Source organism: Clostridium sp. Marseille-Q2269 (assembly GCF_943736985.1).
GTDB lineage: Bacteria > Bacillota > Clostridia > Clostridiales > Clostridiaceae > Clostridium_F.
In genome coordinates this window covers 83,298-98,608 of the sequence record NZ_CALSFS010000006.1, presented here as the reverse complement: position 1 = coordinate 98,608, position 15,311 = coordinate 83,298, and the positions used below count along the sequence as shown (strand labels likewise).

The window sequence follows — 15,311 nt, the reverse complement described above, 5'->3', positions numbered from 1 at the left end:
AGGGAGGTCTGTTTTGAAAAAAAAATTAATATTAATAATAGGTATCTTTCTTTTATTATCACTACCCATAAGCTATAAATATAAAGTTTACAAAAATAAAGACTTAAATTATGTAGTAGAACAACATATGACCCATGGTTTTTTTAATAAATATAAAATGTATTCTATAAGTGCTCTTAATCTTACCTTCTCTGATGGCAATATAGCTGTTGTAAACGTCTATGGAACCAGTGATAAATCTCCACATAAAAATATATCCTACAATTTATTTCTTACTAAAAAGAAAAATGGAACATGGAAAATAAAAAAAGTGCATGAAAACTCTAAATACTTAAAAGAAAAAACTCCAGATATACCTTAATGCTTTTTTCTCTTTATACAATTATCACATACCCCTTCTATTTTTAAATGATGATCAATATTAGAAAATCCAGTTTCTTTATTTACTATTTCATCAAGATGAAATAAAGGGCATTCTATCTGTACTTCTTTATGACATACTTTACACTGTATAGTGTGAGTATGCTTTTTTCTTTTAATTATAAAATTATATTTTGAATTTCCCAAATCAAATTTTTCTATTAAATCCTTATTTTCAAAAACTTCTAATGTTCTATATATAGTAGACAAATCTAAATTTATATTTCTTTCCTTTAACTTTTTAAATATACTCTCCACATCCAAAGAATATGGTGATTCTATAAGTATATTTAAAATATTTATTCTACCTTTAGTTATCTTTAAATGATTTCTCTTCAATAATTCCTCTTCAATCATAATTATCACCTTATGATAATAATACAATAATTATCAAACATAACTCAATACTTATTATCAATTTTAAAAAAATAACATTTTTAATCCAAATAATATTAATATTACTCCTCCTATATAGTCTGCATAACTAGAGATTATAGATATCTTTTTAATATATTTAGATAAAATCACTCCCAGACTGCAAACCGTCCCAGTTATTAATCCTATAAACAAAGATCCCATAAATAAATAAAATAAGTTACTAATGCAGCTTAAACTTGTAAAGCCTATAACCAAAGCATCTATACTAACAGAAACACCTAAAATAAAATAAATACTTTTATTTAAAAATATATTCTGCTCTTTTTTAGTAAATCCTTCTGATATCATGAATATTCCCACTATTATTATTATTATTCCACCTACAATTTTTGGTATAGGTACTATATATTTATTAAAAATAATACCTGTGTATCCACCTAGAAATGAAAGAAAAAACTGAAAAAATCCAAATGAAACAACAAAAATCAAACAAGATCTTAAAGTAACACGTTTATTTATTCCTATGCACAGTATTACCCCAAAAGCATCTAAAGAAAGGGCTAACCCTATAAAAAAAAGTTCTTGAATTCCCATTATATCCCCCTACTAATTTTAAATAATAAATACTTTCTTAACTATTTATATATATATAAGTATAATTTTATAACAAATAAAATTATTTATTTAATATACAATTTTATTTTTATCTATTAATTTTATAAATAAAAATTAATTATTAAGAAGGTTTATAAATATATTATTTAAAAATATATAGAGGGACATATACTTTTTGAAACTTAACCTTTGTATTATAAGCTTTAAACATCTAACTTCTATATCTATAATTTTATATTGTAAAATTTTAATATGGGGTTAAAAAATAATAATTCTACATTGTGAATTTTAACAATTAGCTACTAACAACCTTATCCAGTTTTTTAGGATCTAAGAATTTTATTTCATTTGAAACTATTTCTATTCCATATTTTCTATTACCATTTTTATCTTCATAATTTCTAGCTTGTATTCTTCCTACTACACTAATTAGTTTTCCTTTTTTCATATATTCATGTATAGCTTCAGCATGTCTTCCCCAAACAATAATAGGTATAAAATCTGTTTTTGAATTTTCTTTATTGTAATATCTATTTACGGCTATTACAAACTTTAACAAAGAAATATCTCTGTCTTCTATATACTTAAGTTCTGCATCTTTTGTTAATCTTCCTATAAGCATAACTCTGTTCATATGATTACCTCCAAAACAACCGTTTTTTATTATTTATATCCATTGCTTCAGATAATAATCAAAAATACATATTAAATTTTAAACTTATGCCCATTTTCCTTAAGCCATTTTCTTCTTTCTTTGCAATCAGGTATTATACTTTCAACTAAATTCCAAAAGTCCTTAGAGTGATTCATATGTACTAAATGACAAAGTTCGTGAACTACTATGTAATCAAGAATTTCTAGTGGAGCCATAATTATTTTATAATTATAATTTATATTACCCTTAGATGAACAACTTCCCCATAATGTCTTTTGATTTTTTACTACTATACTTTCTGGTCCAAATCCTAACATACTAGAATAATACTCTGTTCTTTCCTTTAATACTTTTATGGCCTCTTCCTTATAAAATTTTTCTAAATTATTTCTTATTATGGAATCTCTTTTTTCCTGTAAAATTCCTGAATTTATATAAATGATAATTTTATTATTGTTTACTTCTAGTTTAAAATATAAAGATTTTACTTCTTTAATTTCTAAATTATATACCTTTCCTAAATAATAATATCCATTAAAATTTTCAGCTTCTTTAAGTTTTTTAATTTTTTTTATGATCCATTTTTCTTCTTTTTTAAGAAGCTGTTCTATTGCATATTCACTACTTCCTAAAGGTGCTGTAACTTCTATAATAAATTTCTTATTAATTTTTATAGAAATAGTCTTTCTCTTTTTCGTTTTTAGCGTATATTGAAGCCTCTCTCCCATTAAAATTATATTTTCCATTTAATACCTCTCTTGTTTTAAATGATATAAATTGCTTAAAAATAATATATTTAATTTTAATATATACATAATAAAAAATACACCTAATAAACAAATAAATAATCTTTGATAGTTCTTAATATATTCAAATTAAAAATTTACTAATTAGTAATTCATTGTAAAATGTCAATGAGTTAGTTAATAATTACAAGGACTTAATCTTCCTTGATAAAAAATTTTTAATTAAATCAAATCTTTAGAACTTCTAGCTAAATAAATCAGTTTACGTAGTGTATTTTTTATATTCATCATGTTAAATCTAAATTTTTTATGTACATTTTGGCTTCTTATTATTTATGTCATTAAACATTATATTCTATTTGCCATGAATCTAGAGGTATAACTGCTTTTTCTTTAATTTGAAGTGGAAAAGCAAAATTACATACTTTAGCTTTCATAGCACTAACTTTTAAATCCTTTAAATCAAATGATTCTGAAGCAACAAAATTTCCCTTTTCATCTCTAATAGTCATAGGTAATTTTTCTATATTTATTCCTTTATTACACCCATTTCTAACAACTATAGTAACTAATAGATATCCATCTTCATTTATACCTATACTAAATTTTGAAAAACTTACTTCTCCCTCTTTTAAAGCTGGAAGTCCCTCTAAAAAATCAGTATAAACTTTTTTACTTTCACTATCAATTTCATCTGGCAAATTTTCAATATCTACTGTTAAATTTCTAAGGGCTTTTAAAGAATTGTCAAAAACCACCTTCCAGTCATCCATAGGTATTTTATCTACAAATACATTTTCTTTATCAAAATATAAAATCCAAGGTCTAGCACAATTAGATGCAATATCTCCCATTGATTTTAAATCAAAAACTTGAGATGCTAAAAGATCTCCTTTAGAATTTATTATTTTAAAAGGAATTTTTTCAAAATTTATTTCATTTTTCATACCATTTCTTAAATAAACTTTCACTTCATACTTATCTTTAAGGTCATAGGCATATATGCCTGCCACATTAACTTGTCCTTCTTTTATAGGAAGCAATTCATCTAACTCTTCCTCAAGTATTTCCTTTTGTACATTTGACATTACTTTTTGATCTTTTTCTAATAATGATAATTTTATATCTAAAGCTTCTTCTTTATTAAATTCCTTTTGGTTTTTCATCTAAATTCCTCCAAATATAATTTATATTACAAATTATATTATAATATGTACAAATTTCTAAATCAAACTTAATTTTAATTAAAGTTATACATTTTGATAAGCTTATATATTATATGACCTTCCCATTTTTAAATAAAATTAAATTTTTTAAATAAAAAACTATAAATTGTATAAACTATAGGTTGAGGTGATAACAATGATAAAAAACAATAAAAAAGTATTATTATTTACCACTACTTTATTAAGCTTATCTTTATTTATAGGCACAGGATGCACAAATAAAAGTGCACAAAATCCCCCTGCCAATAATAATGCTACAGAACAAAAAGCCACAGAAAATAAAGATAATATGACTGCTAAAACAGAAGAATTAAATAATAGATCACAAAAAATTGCTAATGAAGTAACAAAAATAGGTGGTATAGATAAATCTAGAGTACTTATATCTGAAAAAAGAGCCCTAGTAGGTGTTAGTATTCCTAACTCTTCAGAAGGAAAGATAACAGATGATCTTAAGAAAAAGGTAGAAGATACAGTAAAAAAGACAGATAAAGAAATAACTCATGTAGCAGTATCAGCTGATGCAGACATATATGATAGAATAAATAGACTTGGAGATGGAATGAAACAAAACAAAGGCATGGAAAAATTCGGTGATGAATTTAAAGAAATATTTAATAGAATAATTCCTCAATAATAGGAAAGTACATATTACTTTCCTTATCCATAAATTAAACAGACAAAAATCTATAAGAATAATTTTAATATCCTGTTAAATGATAAAAATAAAAGTGGCTGTGACACTAAGAATAAATGCTACAATATATTGTACTAACTTTAAACTCTAAAACAATATATTATGCTTAAATTCTTTAATGCTACAGCCCTTTTTAATTTGAAATAAAGCTTAACATTGAGACTACACTTATTTAAATTGTATTTATAAAAAATAAATTAAATTTATTTTCTTTTTTATTTTATTTGTTATCTATTTATAAATTAATTATAGTTATATTGATTACTAAATATTAGCTACCAACTTTTTTATCAGCATAGTAATTTTCTCCATATTCTCCAATGACATTTTCACTTTTAGCTTTATTGTTTGCAACTGTATAGAATATACCTCCAAGTAAAAACCATACTAATATTATTCCCCATTCATAAGGCCAACTAAGTCCTGATGGTAACCCTGGCATAAACATCATAAGCATTGCTCCACATAATACTATAGCCATAACCCCTACAAACTTAGGATGCTTCACTTCATAAGGTCTTTCCATATTAGGTTCTTTCTTTCTTAATACTAAGAAGGATATGGATACAAGTAAATAAGATATCAATATACCAAATCCACCTGAGTTGCTAAGCCAAACTAACATATTCTCACCGAAAAATGGAGCAATACTTGATACTAGCCCTATTAATATTATAGCATTAGTTGGTGTTTTGTATTTAGGATGTATTTTTGCTAAAAATTTTGGTAACATTCCTGCCTCTGCCATAGAATATATGGCTCTGCTTCCACCCATAAAGAAAGAATTCCAACTAGTTAAAATACCGCCTATACCAGCTAATATCAATATTTTTGCTGCTACTACACTACCTCCAAAAAGCTTTTGCATAGCATCTGCAGCTACTAATTTAGAACTAGCTATTTCATTAGAATTTAATGCTACTGATGTACTATAAATTATCATAGCATACCAGATTACTGCCATAATTACTGATAAAATTATTATTTTTCCTATCTTTTTGAAGGGTACATTTATTTCCTCTGCCGCCTGTGGTATTACATCAAAACCTACATACATAAAAGGAGTCATTATAGCTACTGCTAAAATCCCTTTCCCTGAAGTACCTGAAACAAATGCAGGTGATAAGTTTTGTATATTACCATTAAATAAGCTTCCTGTAAATAATGCAATTCCTACACAAGCAATCATAAATGTTACTACACTTTGCATAACCGCCGCTGGTTTTGCTCCAAAATAATTTACTATAGTTATTATTATAGCACTTACAGATCCTATTAATGCCCAAGAAGCATATATATCATATCCTGCAATAGTATACATATAACCCTTTAAATAAGAAACTGAAAATAAATTCTCAAGTACTGAAGGAAATGCAACCGCTTCAAAGGATACAACAGATATATATCCTAAAATCATACCCCAAGTACATATAAAAGCAGCAGTTTTTCCTAATGCCCTATAACTAAATACTAAATCTCCCCCGCACTTTGGCATAGCAGATGTAAGCTCTGCATAAGTAAGTCCTACAAATAGTACCATTATTCCACCTGTTACAAATGCTAGTATAGAACCTATGCTTCCTGCTGTCTTTATCCATTGGCCTGTTAATACGACCCACCCCCAGCCGATCATAGCTCCAAAAGCTAAGGCCATAATATCTTTTTTCGATAGAACCCTTTCAAAATTTTGATTATTACTACTGACGTCATTTTCCTTAGACATGATAAATGATCCCCCTTTGATCAATATAACTTAAATTTTAAATTTTATAACAATATATTTAATATATTAAAGTCCATAAGTTACAACTTGCAACTCATCCGTTAGTTATGTTGTTACTTTATTATAATGTTTTTCACAGGAAACTGTCAACATTTTTACCAATATTTAATACATAAGTTATTTTCAAGCATCTAAACTTTATTTTTGTCAATAAACTTGTCTTATTTTTACTAATTTTTAGGTTCTAAAATGTTACTAATCATAGTAGTGAAGTGTGTTAAAAACCGAACTTTTTCTACAAATAAAAAATTTAATAATAAAGTTAGTATGTAAATATACTATAAAATTAAATTGAATAATTTTTCTGAATTTAAAACACAAATTAAATGTAAAAAAATAAGAACTATGAAATATGGAATTATACAATTTATTTCATAGTTCTTATTTTTTATCAATTTCATAAGATGAATTTATTTTTATAGAGTTTTTCAAGCCAATAAGATATTTACATACAATAAAACAGACAAGTAATTAATCCATATTATCATTCTGTATGTAATTAATATATAATTTCTTAACACAAAACCTAATCTCTAAGAGTTGCAACTATTCTATTAGTATTGTAAATCATAGAAAATACGCTTTCTATTTTATTAACTACTATATCCGATTGAGTTATTAGTTTTCCTGCACAACCCTCTTCTCCTATTACAGCCACAGAAAGAACAGCTGTCTTAAACATTTCTATATCATTCATACCATTACCTATTACCATGGTCTCTTCTGGTCCTAATTTTTCCACAAAAATTCTTTTGTACAATGTAGCACTACCTTTTGGGAAAGTTTCTATACTAATAGGTAATCCCTGGCATTGTTTTTTTACATTACCATAGGTATCTGCAGTTATTATGTATACATTTAGTTTTTCACTTATTCTTTTTAAATTTTCTTTTGTATTAGTGGTCATAATTCCATCTTCCGCTAAAGTGCCATTATAATCAAAAACAATATTTTTAATATTAATACTATATTTCCCCGGGATTTTTATAAAAATCATATTCAACCTACTTTCCCTTATTCCTAAATATATTACAGATAAACTTTAATATCAGATCTTTACAATTAACTAACTCTTTCAGCAATATATACTATATTAATATATTGTGCTAGTTATATTAGAATTTTAGTATAAGTTTCTTAATAAACTTTAAATTTCATTACAATTGGTTCTTTTATTTGTTTACCCCTTATGTCTTTAGCAGGTTTACTAATAACCAAGTAATACAATCCACCTTTTTTATATGGATCTTTTTTAGTTACTATAACATTTTTCCCTTGATCTATATTCACATTTATATCAGATAATTTATTAAAAAAACTATCCATTATATATACTTGATCTTTTAAATTTTGTGAATTTAACGCTCTATTAAAACTTATTTTTCTATTTTTATATTCAAAACTACTGTTCCTTCAATACTAGGAGATTGTAGAAAATTATTATGACCAAATACTATTGCAGAATTCTCTGTATATATTGGATATTTTATTTCTAGTGAAGCAACAGATGGATCATCCATTTTAATTTCTATCTTATCAGATTTAAATGTAATATTGTTATTTATTTTGCCTTCATTATTATATTCATCTTGAAGTACTGGTTCATCATTCAATCCTGTTAAAGGATTATCTATAGTTAATACACCATCTTTTATTGATTTTGATGAGACTTTAATTTCAATAGGCATATTAATGAATGTATATAATCTTGCATTATTTTCATCCAAATCAGAAAGTTCATCTTCAGACCTTAAGGCAAAAGCTTTCATCCATTTAAAATCATCTATACTTATATCTCCAACTTTTAAAGTATTTACCTTTAAAAACTTCTTAACTATATCCATATAATTTGAAGGAAGTGGATTCCCATTTGCATACAATCTTTTTAAGCTCAAATTTTTTAATGGTGTTATATCTTTTATATTATTGTTATTAATTAAAAGAGCCTCAAGTTTATGAAGTTGTGAAAGTGAGCCAATATCAGTCAATTTATTATTATATAAATATGATGACCTTAAGTTAACTAAGTTCTTAAATTCACTAATATCTGAAACTTGATTATTTTCAATATCTAATCTCTCCAGTGTTGTTATTTTACCTATGGTGGAATTCACTTCTTTAATACAATTATCTGGAAGAACTAAATACTTTAATTTAAGATTAGAAATAGGTGTAACATCCTCTAAAGTTGTCATATTTATTCTTAAATCTTGAAGATTAGTTAATGATGCAATTGCAGTTATATCTTTTATTTGAGATTTTTCATCTTTAGCATAGGTTAATCCATTATTCATATAGTATAAAACTTTGAGTTTTTTACAATTTTTTAGAAAATCAAAATTTTCTACATTTCTAACTAAATTTTTGTCATCTAACAATACTTCAAAATTTTCAAGATTTGTAGCATAATTTAAGGGAGCAACTAATTCTGGAGTTAATGCATACTCACTATCATAGAATTTTTTTAATTTTTTCATATCACCTATAGTAAAAATATGATCATTAGGTAATGCTTTATAACTAGATGCCATATCATCAACTACATTAGTGTATTTTTTATCATATTTATTATACTTGTTAAATAAGTCTAAATAAAAATTCCTAGTACTTTCTGACATTTTTATAGGCTCTTCATCTAAATTGCTAATAGACTTTTTGGCATCTTGTACAATTTGAAAATTTTCTCTTAGTGAATACATACCATACTCTAGTAAAACTTCTACTTTATACTTTCTAGGTTTGTTAGTTTTATTTGGATCAACCTTAACCACAACTTCATTTGTAGTATGATCAAAGTCAAAGTGTAAATAATCCACATTTACATTATTAGCATCTACGGCTGGAACCTTTGCTTCTTCTCCAGATTCTTTTAAAGTTTTTTCTATATGAGCTTTATAACGCTCATAATTTTTTACTGGAGATTTAAATCTATATTCTCCTCCATTAGCATTTGTTTTAATATTAAATAGAGTGTTTAATTTTTGACCAAACATATTAAAAAATCTTTCTCCTGACCAGTCATTAAAAGCATATATTGCTAAATCTTGTACTGGTGCTAAGTCTGTAACAAAAGTATTATTACAAGATAAAGTTTTTAAATTAGGTAGACTTTTTGCAAAGCTTAGATCTGTAATCTTATTTGTCTCAAAGCTTAAATACTCTAGATTTGTAAGATTTTTAAGCACTTCTACATTAAGTGGAGCTTCACTTCGACTACAATGATGCATATCAATCCATTTAATAGTTGTAAGCTTTGATATTGGATTTAAATCCACTATATCTTCATTGTTGTATATATTTAAATGTTCCAATGCTGTCATTTTAGATAGTGGAGATAAATCTGTTATATAGTTTCTATCTAATTCAAGCCATTTAATTTTAGTTGAATTTCTTAGTGGTGATAAATCTGAAATCTTATTTTCACTTAAATCTAGTTTTTCTAAATTTATAGCATACTCTAATCCAGTCAAATCAGAAATACCACGGCTACCCTGACCAGTTTTATCGATAATTGATAAATAATCACTACTTAATTCTTTTAAAGATTCCATTTCTTCTTTTGTAATTTCATCATTTGGTTTTCTATATTGCCCTAAAGCATGATTTAAAACTTCTTTTAATTTTACATCATGTATATTTACTATTTTGCCTTTAGCTACTGTATTGTTATGTTTTTCTCCTTTCTCTGATTCATTTGGCTTTTCTTCATTATGAGGTTTAATAACATCTTTTATTTCATTAAATATTTCTTCTGGTATAACAAAGTTTCCACCTAAAGCTTGAACTTCTGTTTTATCAGTTTTGTTTTCTTTTATGTAATTAACAGCATTCTTAGTGCCATTTGTTCCTGGCCTATCAGTTAATATAAGTACTGATCCAGTTTTTCCAGCTATAGCTGAAGCTACTAAAGCATCTGCATAACCATTCCCAGTTGCATTAGCTACATATATTTTGTCAGCATTTAATTTGAAGCGTTTCATTATATTAATGTTAGTTTCAAATCTAGTTGCTCCACCTTTAACTCTTTCAGTTGCTCCTAATTTATTATAAACTGTTGTTGGAACAACTCCTTCTGTTCCTATTACAGTTACTTTTGAATTATGTTTTTTAATAAAGTTAGCTGCTAAATCAGCTGTAGATCCATCTTTTCCTATTATTAATAAAATTTGTTCTTTAGCTGCTGCTACTGGTGCTACTGATAGGGCATCTGAGAAACCATCATTTCCATTAATAACCATAACATTTTCAGCTTTCACACCTAACTTGTCTACTAAATGATTAGCTATAGCTATATTAGTTTCAAATCTAGTTTTTCCACCTAATTCTATTACTTTATATTGTTTTTTAAGCCCATCTCTCACTACGTGTGATACAGATGCATTTCCACCTATAACATAAACATTCTTTGGTTTTAATGTTTCTAATGCACTTTTAGAATTGGAATTTAATTCTGATGCTGTAGTTAATATTATTGGTGCGTTTAATTTTTTAGCTAATACAGATGCACTTAATGAATCTGCATAACCATTTCCTGAAGCTATTATTACATTGTCAGCTTCACCTTTCCAATTAGCTTTTGCTACATTTGCAGCTGTTTCATATCTGTCATTTCCTTGTATTCTGTTAACATCTCCTGGTGCTGCTTTAACAGTTCCCGCTACAATAGTTGATAAAAATAGTCCTACAACTGTAGCACTTGCTAGTGCTTTTCTACCTTTGTTATTCATGTACTTATACCTCCTTATAATAAAAAATTTAATTAATATGATTATTTATTTTGTTAAAGACTATATTAATTTAGGTAGTAATTGTAGCACCACCTATAATATTTTCTATAAATAATATTTATTATAGTTATTTTCCACATTATAATCACTTTCCAAAACAATTATGTAGTTTATATTTTATTATTAATCTACTTTTAAACAATCATACTCATATTATATCATAATTACATCATTATTCATTTAATGTTAAATATAACCTTATATATAGATTTTATTACCCTTTGATAAAGTTTTTTATTTTTTCTATAATACTTTCCTAATGAATGTATACGCTATATAATTAAATGAGAGTATCATTACCTTTATTATTTACTAGTAATTAAAATAAGATTAAGCTATTGTCCATATATAAGATTGGAGTTGAATACATTTTGAAATTTAAATATGTAAATATACTTTTTTTATTTATTTGCATACCTATAATTTTTATAGGTTGTAATACTAAATCAAAAGAACCTGTATCTAGAGAAACTTTTCTTATGGGTACTATAATAAAAATTCAGGCCTATGGTAAAAATGCTGATAAGGCAGTGCAAGCCTCTGTAGATAAGATTTCCGATATAGAAAATAAGATGTCCACTAATATACCTACTAGTGAAGTTAGTAAAATTAATAAAAATGCTGGTGTAGCTCCTGTTAAAGTAAGTAAAAATACTTTAGATGTAGTAAAAGCTTCCTTAATATATAGCAAAAAAACTAAGGGCTCTTTTGATATAACTGTAGAACCTTTAGTAGCCCTTTGGAGTATTGGAACAGATAAAGCAAGGATTCCTTCTAAAGATGAAATAGACAGATCTTTAAAACTTATAAATTATAAGGATATTATTATAAATGAAAAGGAATCTACTATTATGCTTAAAAGGAAAGGACAAGCTATGGATCTGGGGGCTATTGCTAAAGGATATACTGCAGATGAATTAAAAAAAATACTTATAAACTATAATATTGAGTCTGCTTTTTTAAGCCTTGGTGGTAATGTATATGTTGTAGGCAATAAACCTAATAAAACCCCTTGGAATATAGGTGTACAAAATCCAATACATCCTAAAGGAAATTATTTAGGCGCTATATCTGTTTCTGATAAATCTATTGTCACCTCTGGTAATTACGAAAGATTTTTTGAAAAGAATGGTAAAAGATATCATCATATATTTGATACCAAGACAGGCTATCCTGCAGAGAAAGGTCTTGTTAGTGTTTCTATAATATCTGATAAATCTATAGATGGTGATGCTTTATCCACAAGTGTTTATACTTTAGGGCTAGATAATGGAAAAAAATTAATAGAAAGCTTAACCAATGTGGAGGCCATATTTGTAACTAATGATAAAAAGGTTTATATAACCTCTGGCCTTAAAGATAAATTTGAATTAACTAATACTGATTTTAAACTACAAGATAAATAAATTAATATAATAATTTACTTTTTAGCATATTAAAATTTACATAAATTTAATATTTCAACTTAATAAATTTATGTTTTGTTATAAAATAATAGGTGGTGTATTAATGAAAAAAGGTGACAAAATTATAGTATATATAATCTGTGTTATACTGGCCTTAAGCATAATTAGTATTGTTTTTTTTAAGTTCTTTTCAAAATCTAAAAGCACAGTAGCAGTAATAAAACAAGATGGTAAAGTTATACACCGAATAGATTTGTCTAAGGTAAAAGAAAAAAAGCAATTAAAAATTAATTATAAGCATAATGGTGAAACTCATTATAATATTATAGAGGTAGATAAAAGTTCTATTAGATTTATAGATGCGGATTGCCCTGATAAAATTTGTATAAAGTCAGGAATATTAAAAAATCCTGGAGAAACCTCTGCATGTCTTCCTAATAAAATTATAATTACTATTGAAAAAAATGATAAAAAAATAGACGGAGTTTCTTATTAAAATTGTTAATGATTTATAGGAGTAATCTATATGAAAAATAAAAATTATAATACTAGAAAAATGATTTTTTTAAGTTTAATGGTGGGTATAGCCCTGATTATATATATAATGGAATCTCAAATACCTGTACTTTTTCCAGGTATTAAGCTAGGACTTGCAAATGTTATTTCTTTAGTAACTTTAGTTATGGTAGGTGGATATGAAGCTATTTTAGTTATGTTTTTAAGAACGCTTCTAGGTTCTATGTTTGCAGGAAGCATGTCTTCTTTTATGTTTAGTTTAGCAGGTGGCTTTTTGAGCAATGTTGTTATGATTATACTTTACTATAAATTTGAAGAACATTTAAGCTTAAGCTCCATCAGTATTTGTGGTGCTATATTTCATAATATAGGTCAGCTTTTTGTAGCGGCCTTTGTTGTACAAGATCTTAGAGTTTATGTATATCTTCCAGTACTTATGATCTCAGGCATAATAACAGGTTATTTTATAGGTTTATGTACTAAATATCTAAGTAAAAACTTGAAAAATATGAAACCCTTTAATTAAAATAATTTAATTTTTTAGTATTTTATGAAGAGAGCTAAGTAAAATTAAATTCTACTTAGCTCTTTTGTTTTATTTTTACTCTGCATTCTAGTTTCTATGCTTTATTATATAGTCATTACTAGTTTGCTGGTTTTTCTTCTTTTACTATTACGTCTTTTCCGTAAGCTATTAATGCATTTGTAGGACATTTTTTAACACATGCCATACATTTTACACATTTTTCTTTATCTACTACTGGTAGATTATTTTCCATGGTGATAGCTTTTACTGGGCAAGTTCTTTCACATAATCTACATGTGATACATCCAACTTGGCAGATATCTTTAACAGCTTTTAATGTATCTCTAGAGTTACATGCTACTCTAACTACAGCTGATAATGGTCTTAAATCTATTACTGCTCTTGGACAGGCTTTTACACAGGCTCCACAACCTACACATTTTTCTGGATCTACTTCCGCTATTCCACCTTCTGTTACATGTATAGCGTCAAATGCACAGGCTCTTGAACAGCTTCCTAAACCTAAACATCCATATTGACAAGATTTTGATGCACCACCTGGAACTACTGATGCTTGTTGGCAATCCATTGTTCCGTAGTATTCTCCTCTTTGTTTAGCTTTATCACAAGTTCCATTACATTTTACATATGCTTTTAATGGTTCTGATTCATCTACAGAAACTCCCATTATTTCTGCTACTTTTTCTGTTACAGCAGCTCCACCTACTGTACAGCAGTTTGGTGCTGCGCTGCCTTCTGCTACCGCTTGTGCATAAGCATCACATCCTGCGAATCCGCAACCACCACAGTTAGCTCCTGGTAGAGAATCTCTTATTAATGGTACCTTAGGGTCTACTTCTACGGCGAATTTTTTAGATGCATATCCTAAAAGAACACCGAACACAAGTCCTAGTCCACCTAAGCTCAATATAGGAAATAATAATTCATTCATCTATCTACACCTCCTAATGTAGTAGTCCTTGGAAACCTAAGAATGCGATTGCCATAAGTCCTGCTGTTATTAATGATATTGGAAGACCTTGCATTGATCTAGGCATTTTATCACATGCTTCCATTCTTTCTCTTAAACCTGCTAAAAGAACTATTGCAAGCATATATCCAAGTCCTGAAAAAATTCCGAATACTAATGATTCTATTAAATTAAGTTTGTCGTTCATGTTTATGATAACCGCACCTAATATAGCACAGTTTGTAGTTATAAGTGGTAAGAATATTCCTAGAGCTTTATAAAGTCCTGGACTTTTCTTTTTTATAACCATTTCAACAAATTGAACTAATGCTGCTATAACTAATATAAAAGCTATAGTATATAGGTAGGTTATGTTAAGAGGCACAAGTATAGCACTATACACTATATAAGATATAAGTGATGCTAACCCCATAACGAATGTAACTGCAAGTCCCATTCCTGTAGCAGTTTCAACTTTTTTTGAAACACCAAGGAAAGAACATATTCCTAAGAATCTTGATAAAACGAAGTTATTAACAAATAACGCTGATACAATCAAGCCAAATATTTTCATACTTTTTTTCAC

At 26.9% G+C, this 15,311-nt stretch carries 16 protein-coding genes; 5 read left to right on the top strand and 11 right to left on the bottom strand.

Annotation, left to right across the window (positions count from 1 at the left end; all coding sequences use genetic code 11):
• The first annotated feature begins 13 nt into the window (after positions 1-13).
• Positions 14-361, top strand: coding sequence for a hypothetical protein (locus tag NGI68_RS09375; RefSeq protein ID WP_251861211.1), 348 nt, complete (start codon positions 14-16; stop codon positions 359-361).
• Here the strand turns inward: NGI68_RS09375 and NGI68_RS09370 are convergent.
• The 5 genes from NGI68_RS09370 to NGI68_RS09350 form a co-directional block, all read right to left on the bottom strand.
• Complete coding sequence (locus NGI68_RS09370; RefSeq protein WP_251861210.1) at positions 358-777, bottom strand: Fur family transcriptional regulator; 420 nt, start codon at positions 775-777, stop codon at positions 358-360. The genes NGI68_RS09375 and NGI68_RS09370 overlap by 4 nt on opposite strands.
• Positions 778-840: 63 nt before the next feature.
• Positions 841-1,392: a manganese efflux pump MntP gene (locus NGI68_RS09365; RefSeq protein ID WP_251861209.1), complete on the bottom strand. Its 552-nt coding sequence runs from the start codon at positions 1,390-1,392 to the stop codon at positions 841-843.
• Positions 1,393-1,708: 316 nt separating this feature from the next.
• Complete coding sequence (locus tag NGI68_RS09360) at positions 1,709-2,047, bottom strand: single-stranded DNA-binding protein (protein WP_251861208.1); 339 nt, start codon at positions 2,045-2,047, stop codon at positions 1,709-1,711.
• Between the two features lie 71 nt (positions 2,048-2,118).
• Positions 2,119-2,814 carry a M48 family metallopeptidase gene (locus NGI68_RS09355; RefSeq protein WP_251861207.1) on the bottom strand — a complete coding sequence of 232 codons (696 nt, stop codon included), beginning with the start codon at positions 2,812-2,814 and terminating at the stop codon, positions 2,119-2,121.
• 341 nt (positions 2,815-3,155) lie between these two features.
• Positions 3,156-3,980, bottom strand: a complete 825-nt coding sequence (locus tag NGI68_RS09350; RefSeq protein WP_251861206.1) for an SLAP domain-containing protein — start codon at positions 3,978-3,980, stop codon at positions 3,156-3,158.
• Between the two features lie 196 nt (positions 3,981-4,176).
• Here NGI68_RS09350 and NGI68_RS09345 point away from each other — a divergent pair, with 196 nt between their 5' ends.
• On the top strand, positions 4,177-4,677 hold the full coding sequence (locus tag NGI68_RS09345; RefSeq protein ID WP_251861205.1) for a YhcN/YlaJ family sporulation lipoprotein: 501 nt from the start codon (positions 4,177-4,179) through the stop codon (positions 4,675-4,677).
• A 331-nt stretch (positions 4,678-5,008) separates the two neighbouring features.
• Here the strand turns inward: NGI68_RS09345 and NGI68_RS09340 are convergent, their stop codons facing one another.
• The 4 genes from NGI68_RS09340 to NGI68_RS09325 all read right to left on the bottom strand — a co-directional run bounded on the left by NGI68_RS09340 (position 5,009) and on the right by NGI68_RS09325 (position 11,247).
• Positions 5,009-6,460, bottom strand: coding sequence for an APC family permease (locus NGI68_RS09340; RefSeq protein ID WP_251861204.1), 1,452 nt, complete (start codon positions 6,458-6,460; stop codon positions 5,009-5,011).
• 586 nt (positions 6,461-7,046) lie between these two features.
• Positions 7,047-7,517: an HAD family hydrolase gene (locus tag NGI68_RS09335; protein ID WP_251861203.1), complete on the bottom strand. Its 471-nt coding sequence runs from the start codon at positions 7,515-7,517 to the stop codon at positions 7,047-7,049.
• 140 nt (positions 7,518-7,657) lie between these two features.
• Entirely contained in the window at positions 7,658-7,849 is a 192-nt protein-coding gene (locus NGI68_RS09330; protein WP_353505373.1) for a hypothetical protein, read from the bottom strand.
• Between the two features lie 47 nt (positions 7,850-7,896).
• Positions 7,897-11,247, bottom strand: coding sequence for a cell wall-binding repeat-containing protein (locus NGI68_RS09325; protein WP_251861201.1), 3,351 nt, complete (start codon positions 11,245-11,247; stop codon positions 7,897-7,899).
• Positions 11,248-11,678: 431 nt separating this feature from the next.
• Here NGI68_RS09325 and NGI68_RS09320 point away from each other — a divergent pair, with 431 nt between their 5' ends.
• The 3 genes from NGI68_RS09320 (at position 11,679) to NGI68_RS09310 (ending at position 13,755) form a co-directional block, all read left to right on the top strand.
• Positions 11,679-12,713 carry an FAD:protein FMN transferase gene (locus tag NGI68_RS09320; protein ID WP_251861200.1) on the top strand — a complete coding sequence of 345 codons (1,035 nt, stop codon included), beginning with the start codon at positions 11,679-11,681 and terminating at the stop codon, positions 12,711-12,713.
• A 103-nt stretch (positions 12,714-12,816) separates the two neighbouring features.
• Complete coding sequence (locus tag NGI68_RS09315; RefSeq protein WP_251861199.1) at positions 12,817-13,209, top strand: NusG domain II-containing protein; 393 nt, start codon at positions 12,817-12,819, stop codon at positions 13,207-13,209.
• A gap of 30 nt (positions 13,210-13,239) precedes the next feature.
• On the top strand, positions 13,240-13,755 hold the full coding sequence (locus NGI68_RS09310; RefSeq protein WP_251861198.1) for a Gx transporter family protein: 516 nt from the start codon (positions 13,240-13,242) through the stop codon (positions 13,753-13,755).
• 118 nt (positions 13,756-13,873) lie between these two features.
• Here the strand turns inward: NGI68_RS09310 and rnfB are convergent, their stop codons facing one another.
• Together rnfB and NGI68_RS09300 are read right to left on the bottom strand one after the other, a co-directional pair.
• Complete coding sequence (gene rnfB, locus NGI68_RS09305) at positions 13,874-14,707, bottom strand: RnfABCDGE type electron transport complex subunit B (RefSeq protein ID WP_251861197.1); 834 nt, start codon at positions 14,705-14,707, stop codon at positions 13,874-13,876.
• Positions 14,708-14,720: 13 nt separating this feature from the next.
• A complete protein-coding gene (locus NGI68_RS09300) occupies positions 14,721-15,299 on the bottom strand; it encodes an electron transport complex protein RnfA (protein WP_251861196.1) in 579 nt (192 codons plus the stop codon).
• Between the last annotated feature and the right edge of the window lie 12 nt (positions 15,300-15,311).

What these genes read in the sequence shown, in the direction of transcription:
- NGI68_RS09370 (WP_251861210.1), bottom strand. Translation starts at nt 777, where the DNA reads ATGATTGAAGAGGAATTATTGAAGAGAAATCATTTAAAGATAACTAAA.
- NGI68_RS09365 (WP_251861209.1), bottom strand. Translation starts at nt 1,392, where the DNA reads ATGGGAATTCAAGAACTTTTTTTTATAGGGTTAGCCCTTTCTTTAGAT.
- NGI68_RS09360 (WP_251861208.1), bottom strand. Translation starts at nt 2,047, where the DNA reads ATGAACAGAGTTATGCTTATAGGAAGATTAACAAAAGATGCAGAACTT.
- NGI68_RS09355 (WP_251861207.1), bottom strand. Translation starts at nt 2,814, where the DNA reads ATGGAAAATATAATTTTAATGGGAGAGAGGCTTCAATATACGCTAAAA.
- NGI68_RS09350 (WP_251861206.1), bottom strand. Translation starts at nt 3,980, where the DNA reads ATGAAAAACCAAAAGGAATTTAATAAAGAAGAAGCTTTAGATATAAAA.
- NGI68_RS09345 (WP_251861205.1), top strand. Translation starts at nt 4,177, where the DNA reads ATGATAAAAAACAATAAAAAAGTATTATTATTTACCACTACTTTATTA.
- NGI68_RS09340 (WP_251861204.1), bottom strand. Translation starts at nt 6,460, where the DNA reads ATGTCTAAGGAAAATGACGTCAGTAGTAATAATCAAAATTTTGAAAGG.
- NGI68_RS09335 (WP_251861203.1), bottom strand. Translation starts at nt 7,517, where the DNA reads ATGATTTTTATAAAAATCCCGGGGAAATATAGTATTAATATTAAAAAT.
- NGI68_RS09325 (WP_251861201.1), bottom strand. Translation starts at nt 11,247, where the DNA reads ATGAATAACAAAGGTAGAAAAGCACTAGCAAGTGCTACAGTTGTAGGA.
- NGI68_RS09315 (WP_251861199.1), top strand. Translation starts at nt 12,817, where the DNA reads ATGAAAAAAGGTGACAAAATTATAGTATATATAATCTGTGTTATACTG.
- NGI68_RS09310 (WP_251861198.1), top strand. Translation starts at nt 13,240, where the DNA reads ATGAAAAATAAAAATTATAATACTAGAAAAATGATTTTTTTAAGTTTA.
- rnfB (WP_251861197.1), bottom strand. Translation starts at nt 14,707, where the DNA reads ATGAATGAATTATTATTTCCTATATTGAGCTTAGGTGGACTAGGACTT.
- NGI68_RS09300 (WP_251861196.1), bottom strand. Translation starts at nt 15,299, where the DNA reads ATGAAAATATTTGGCTTGATTGTATCAGCGTTATTTGTTAATAACTTC.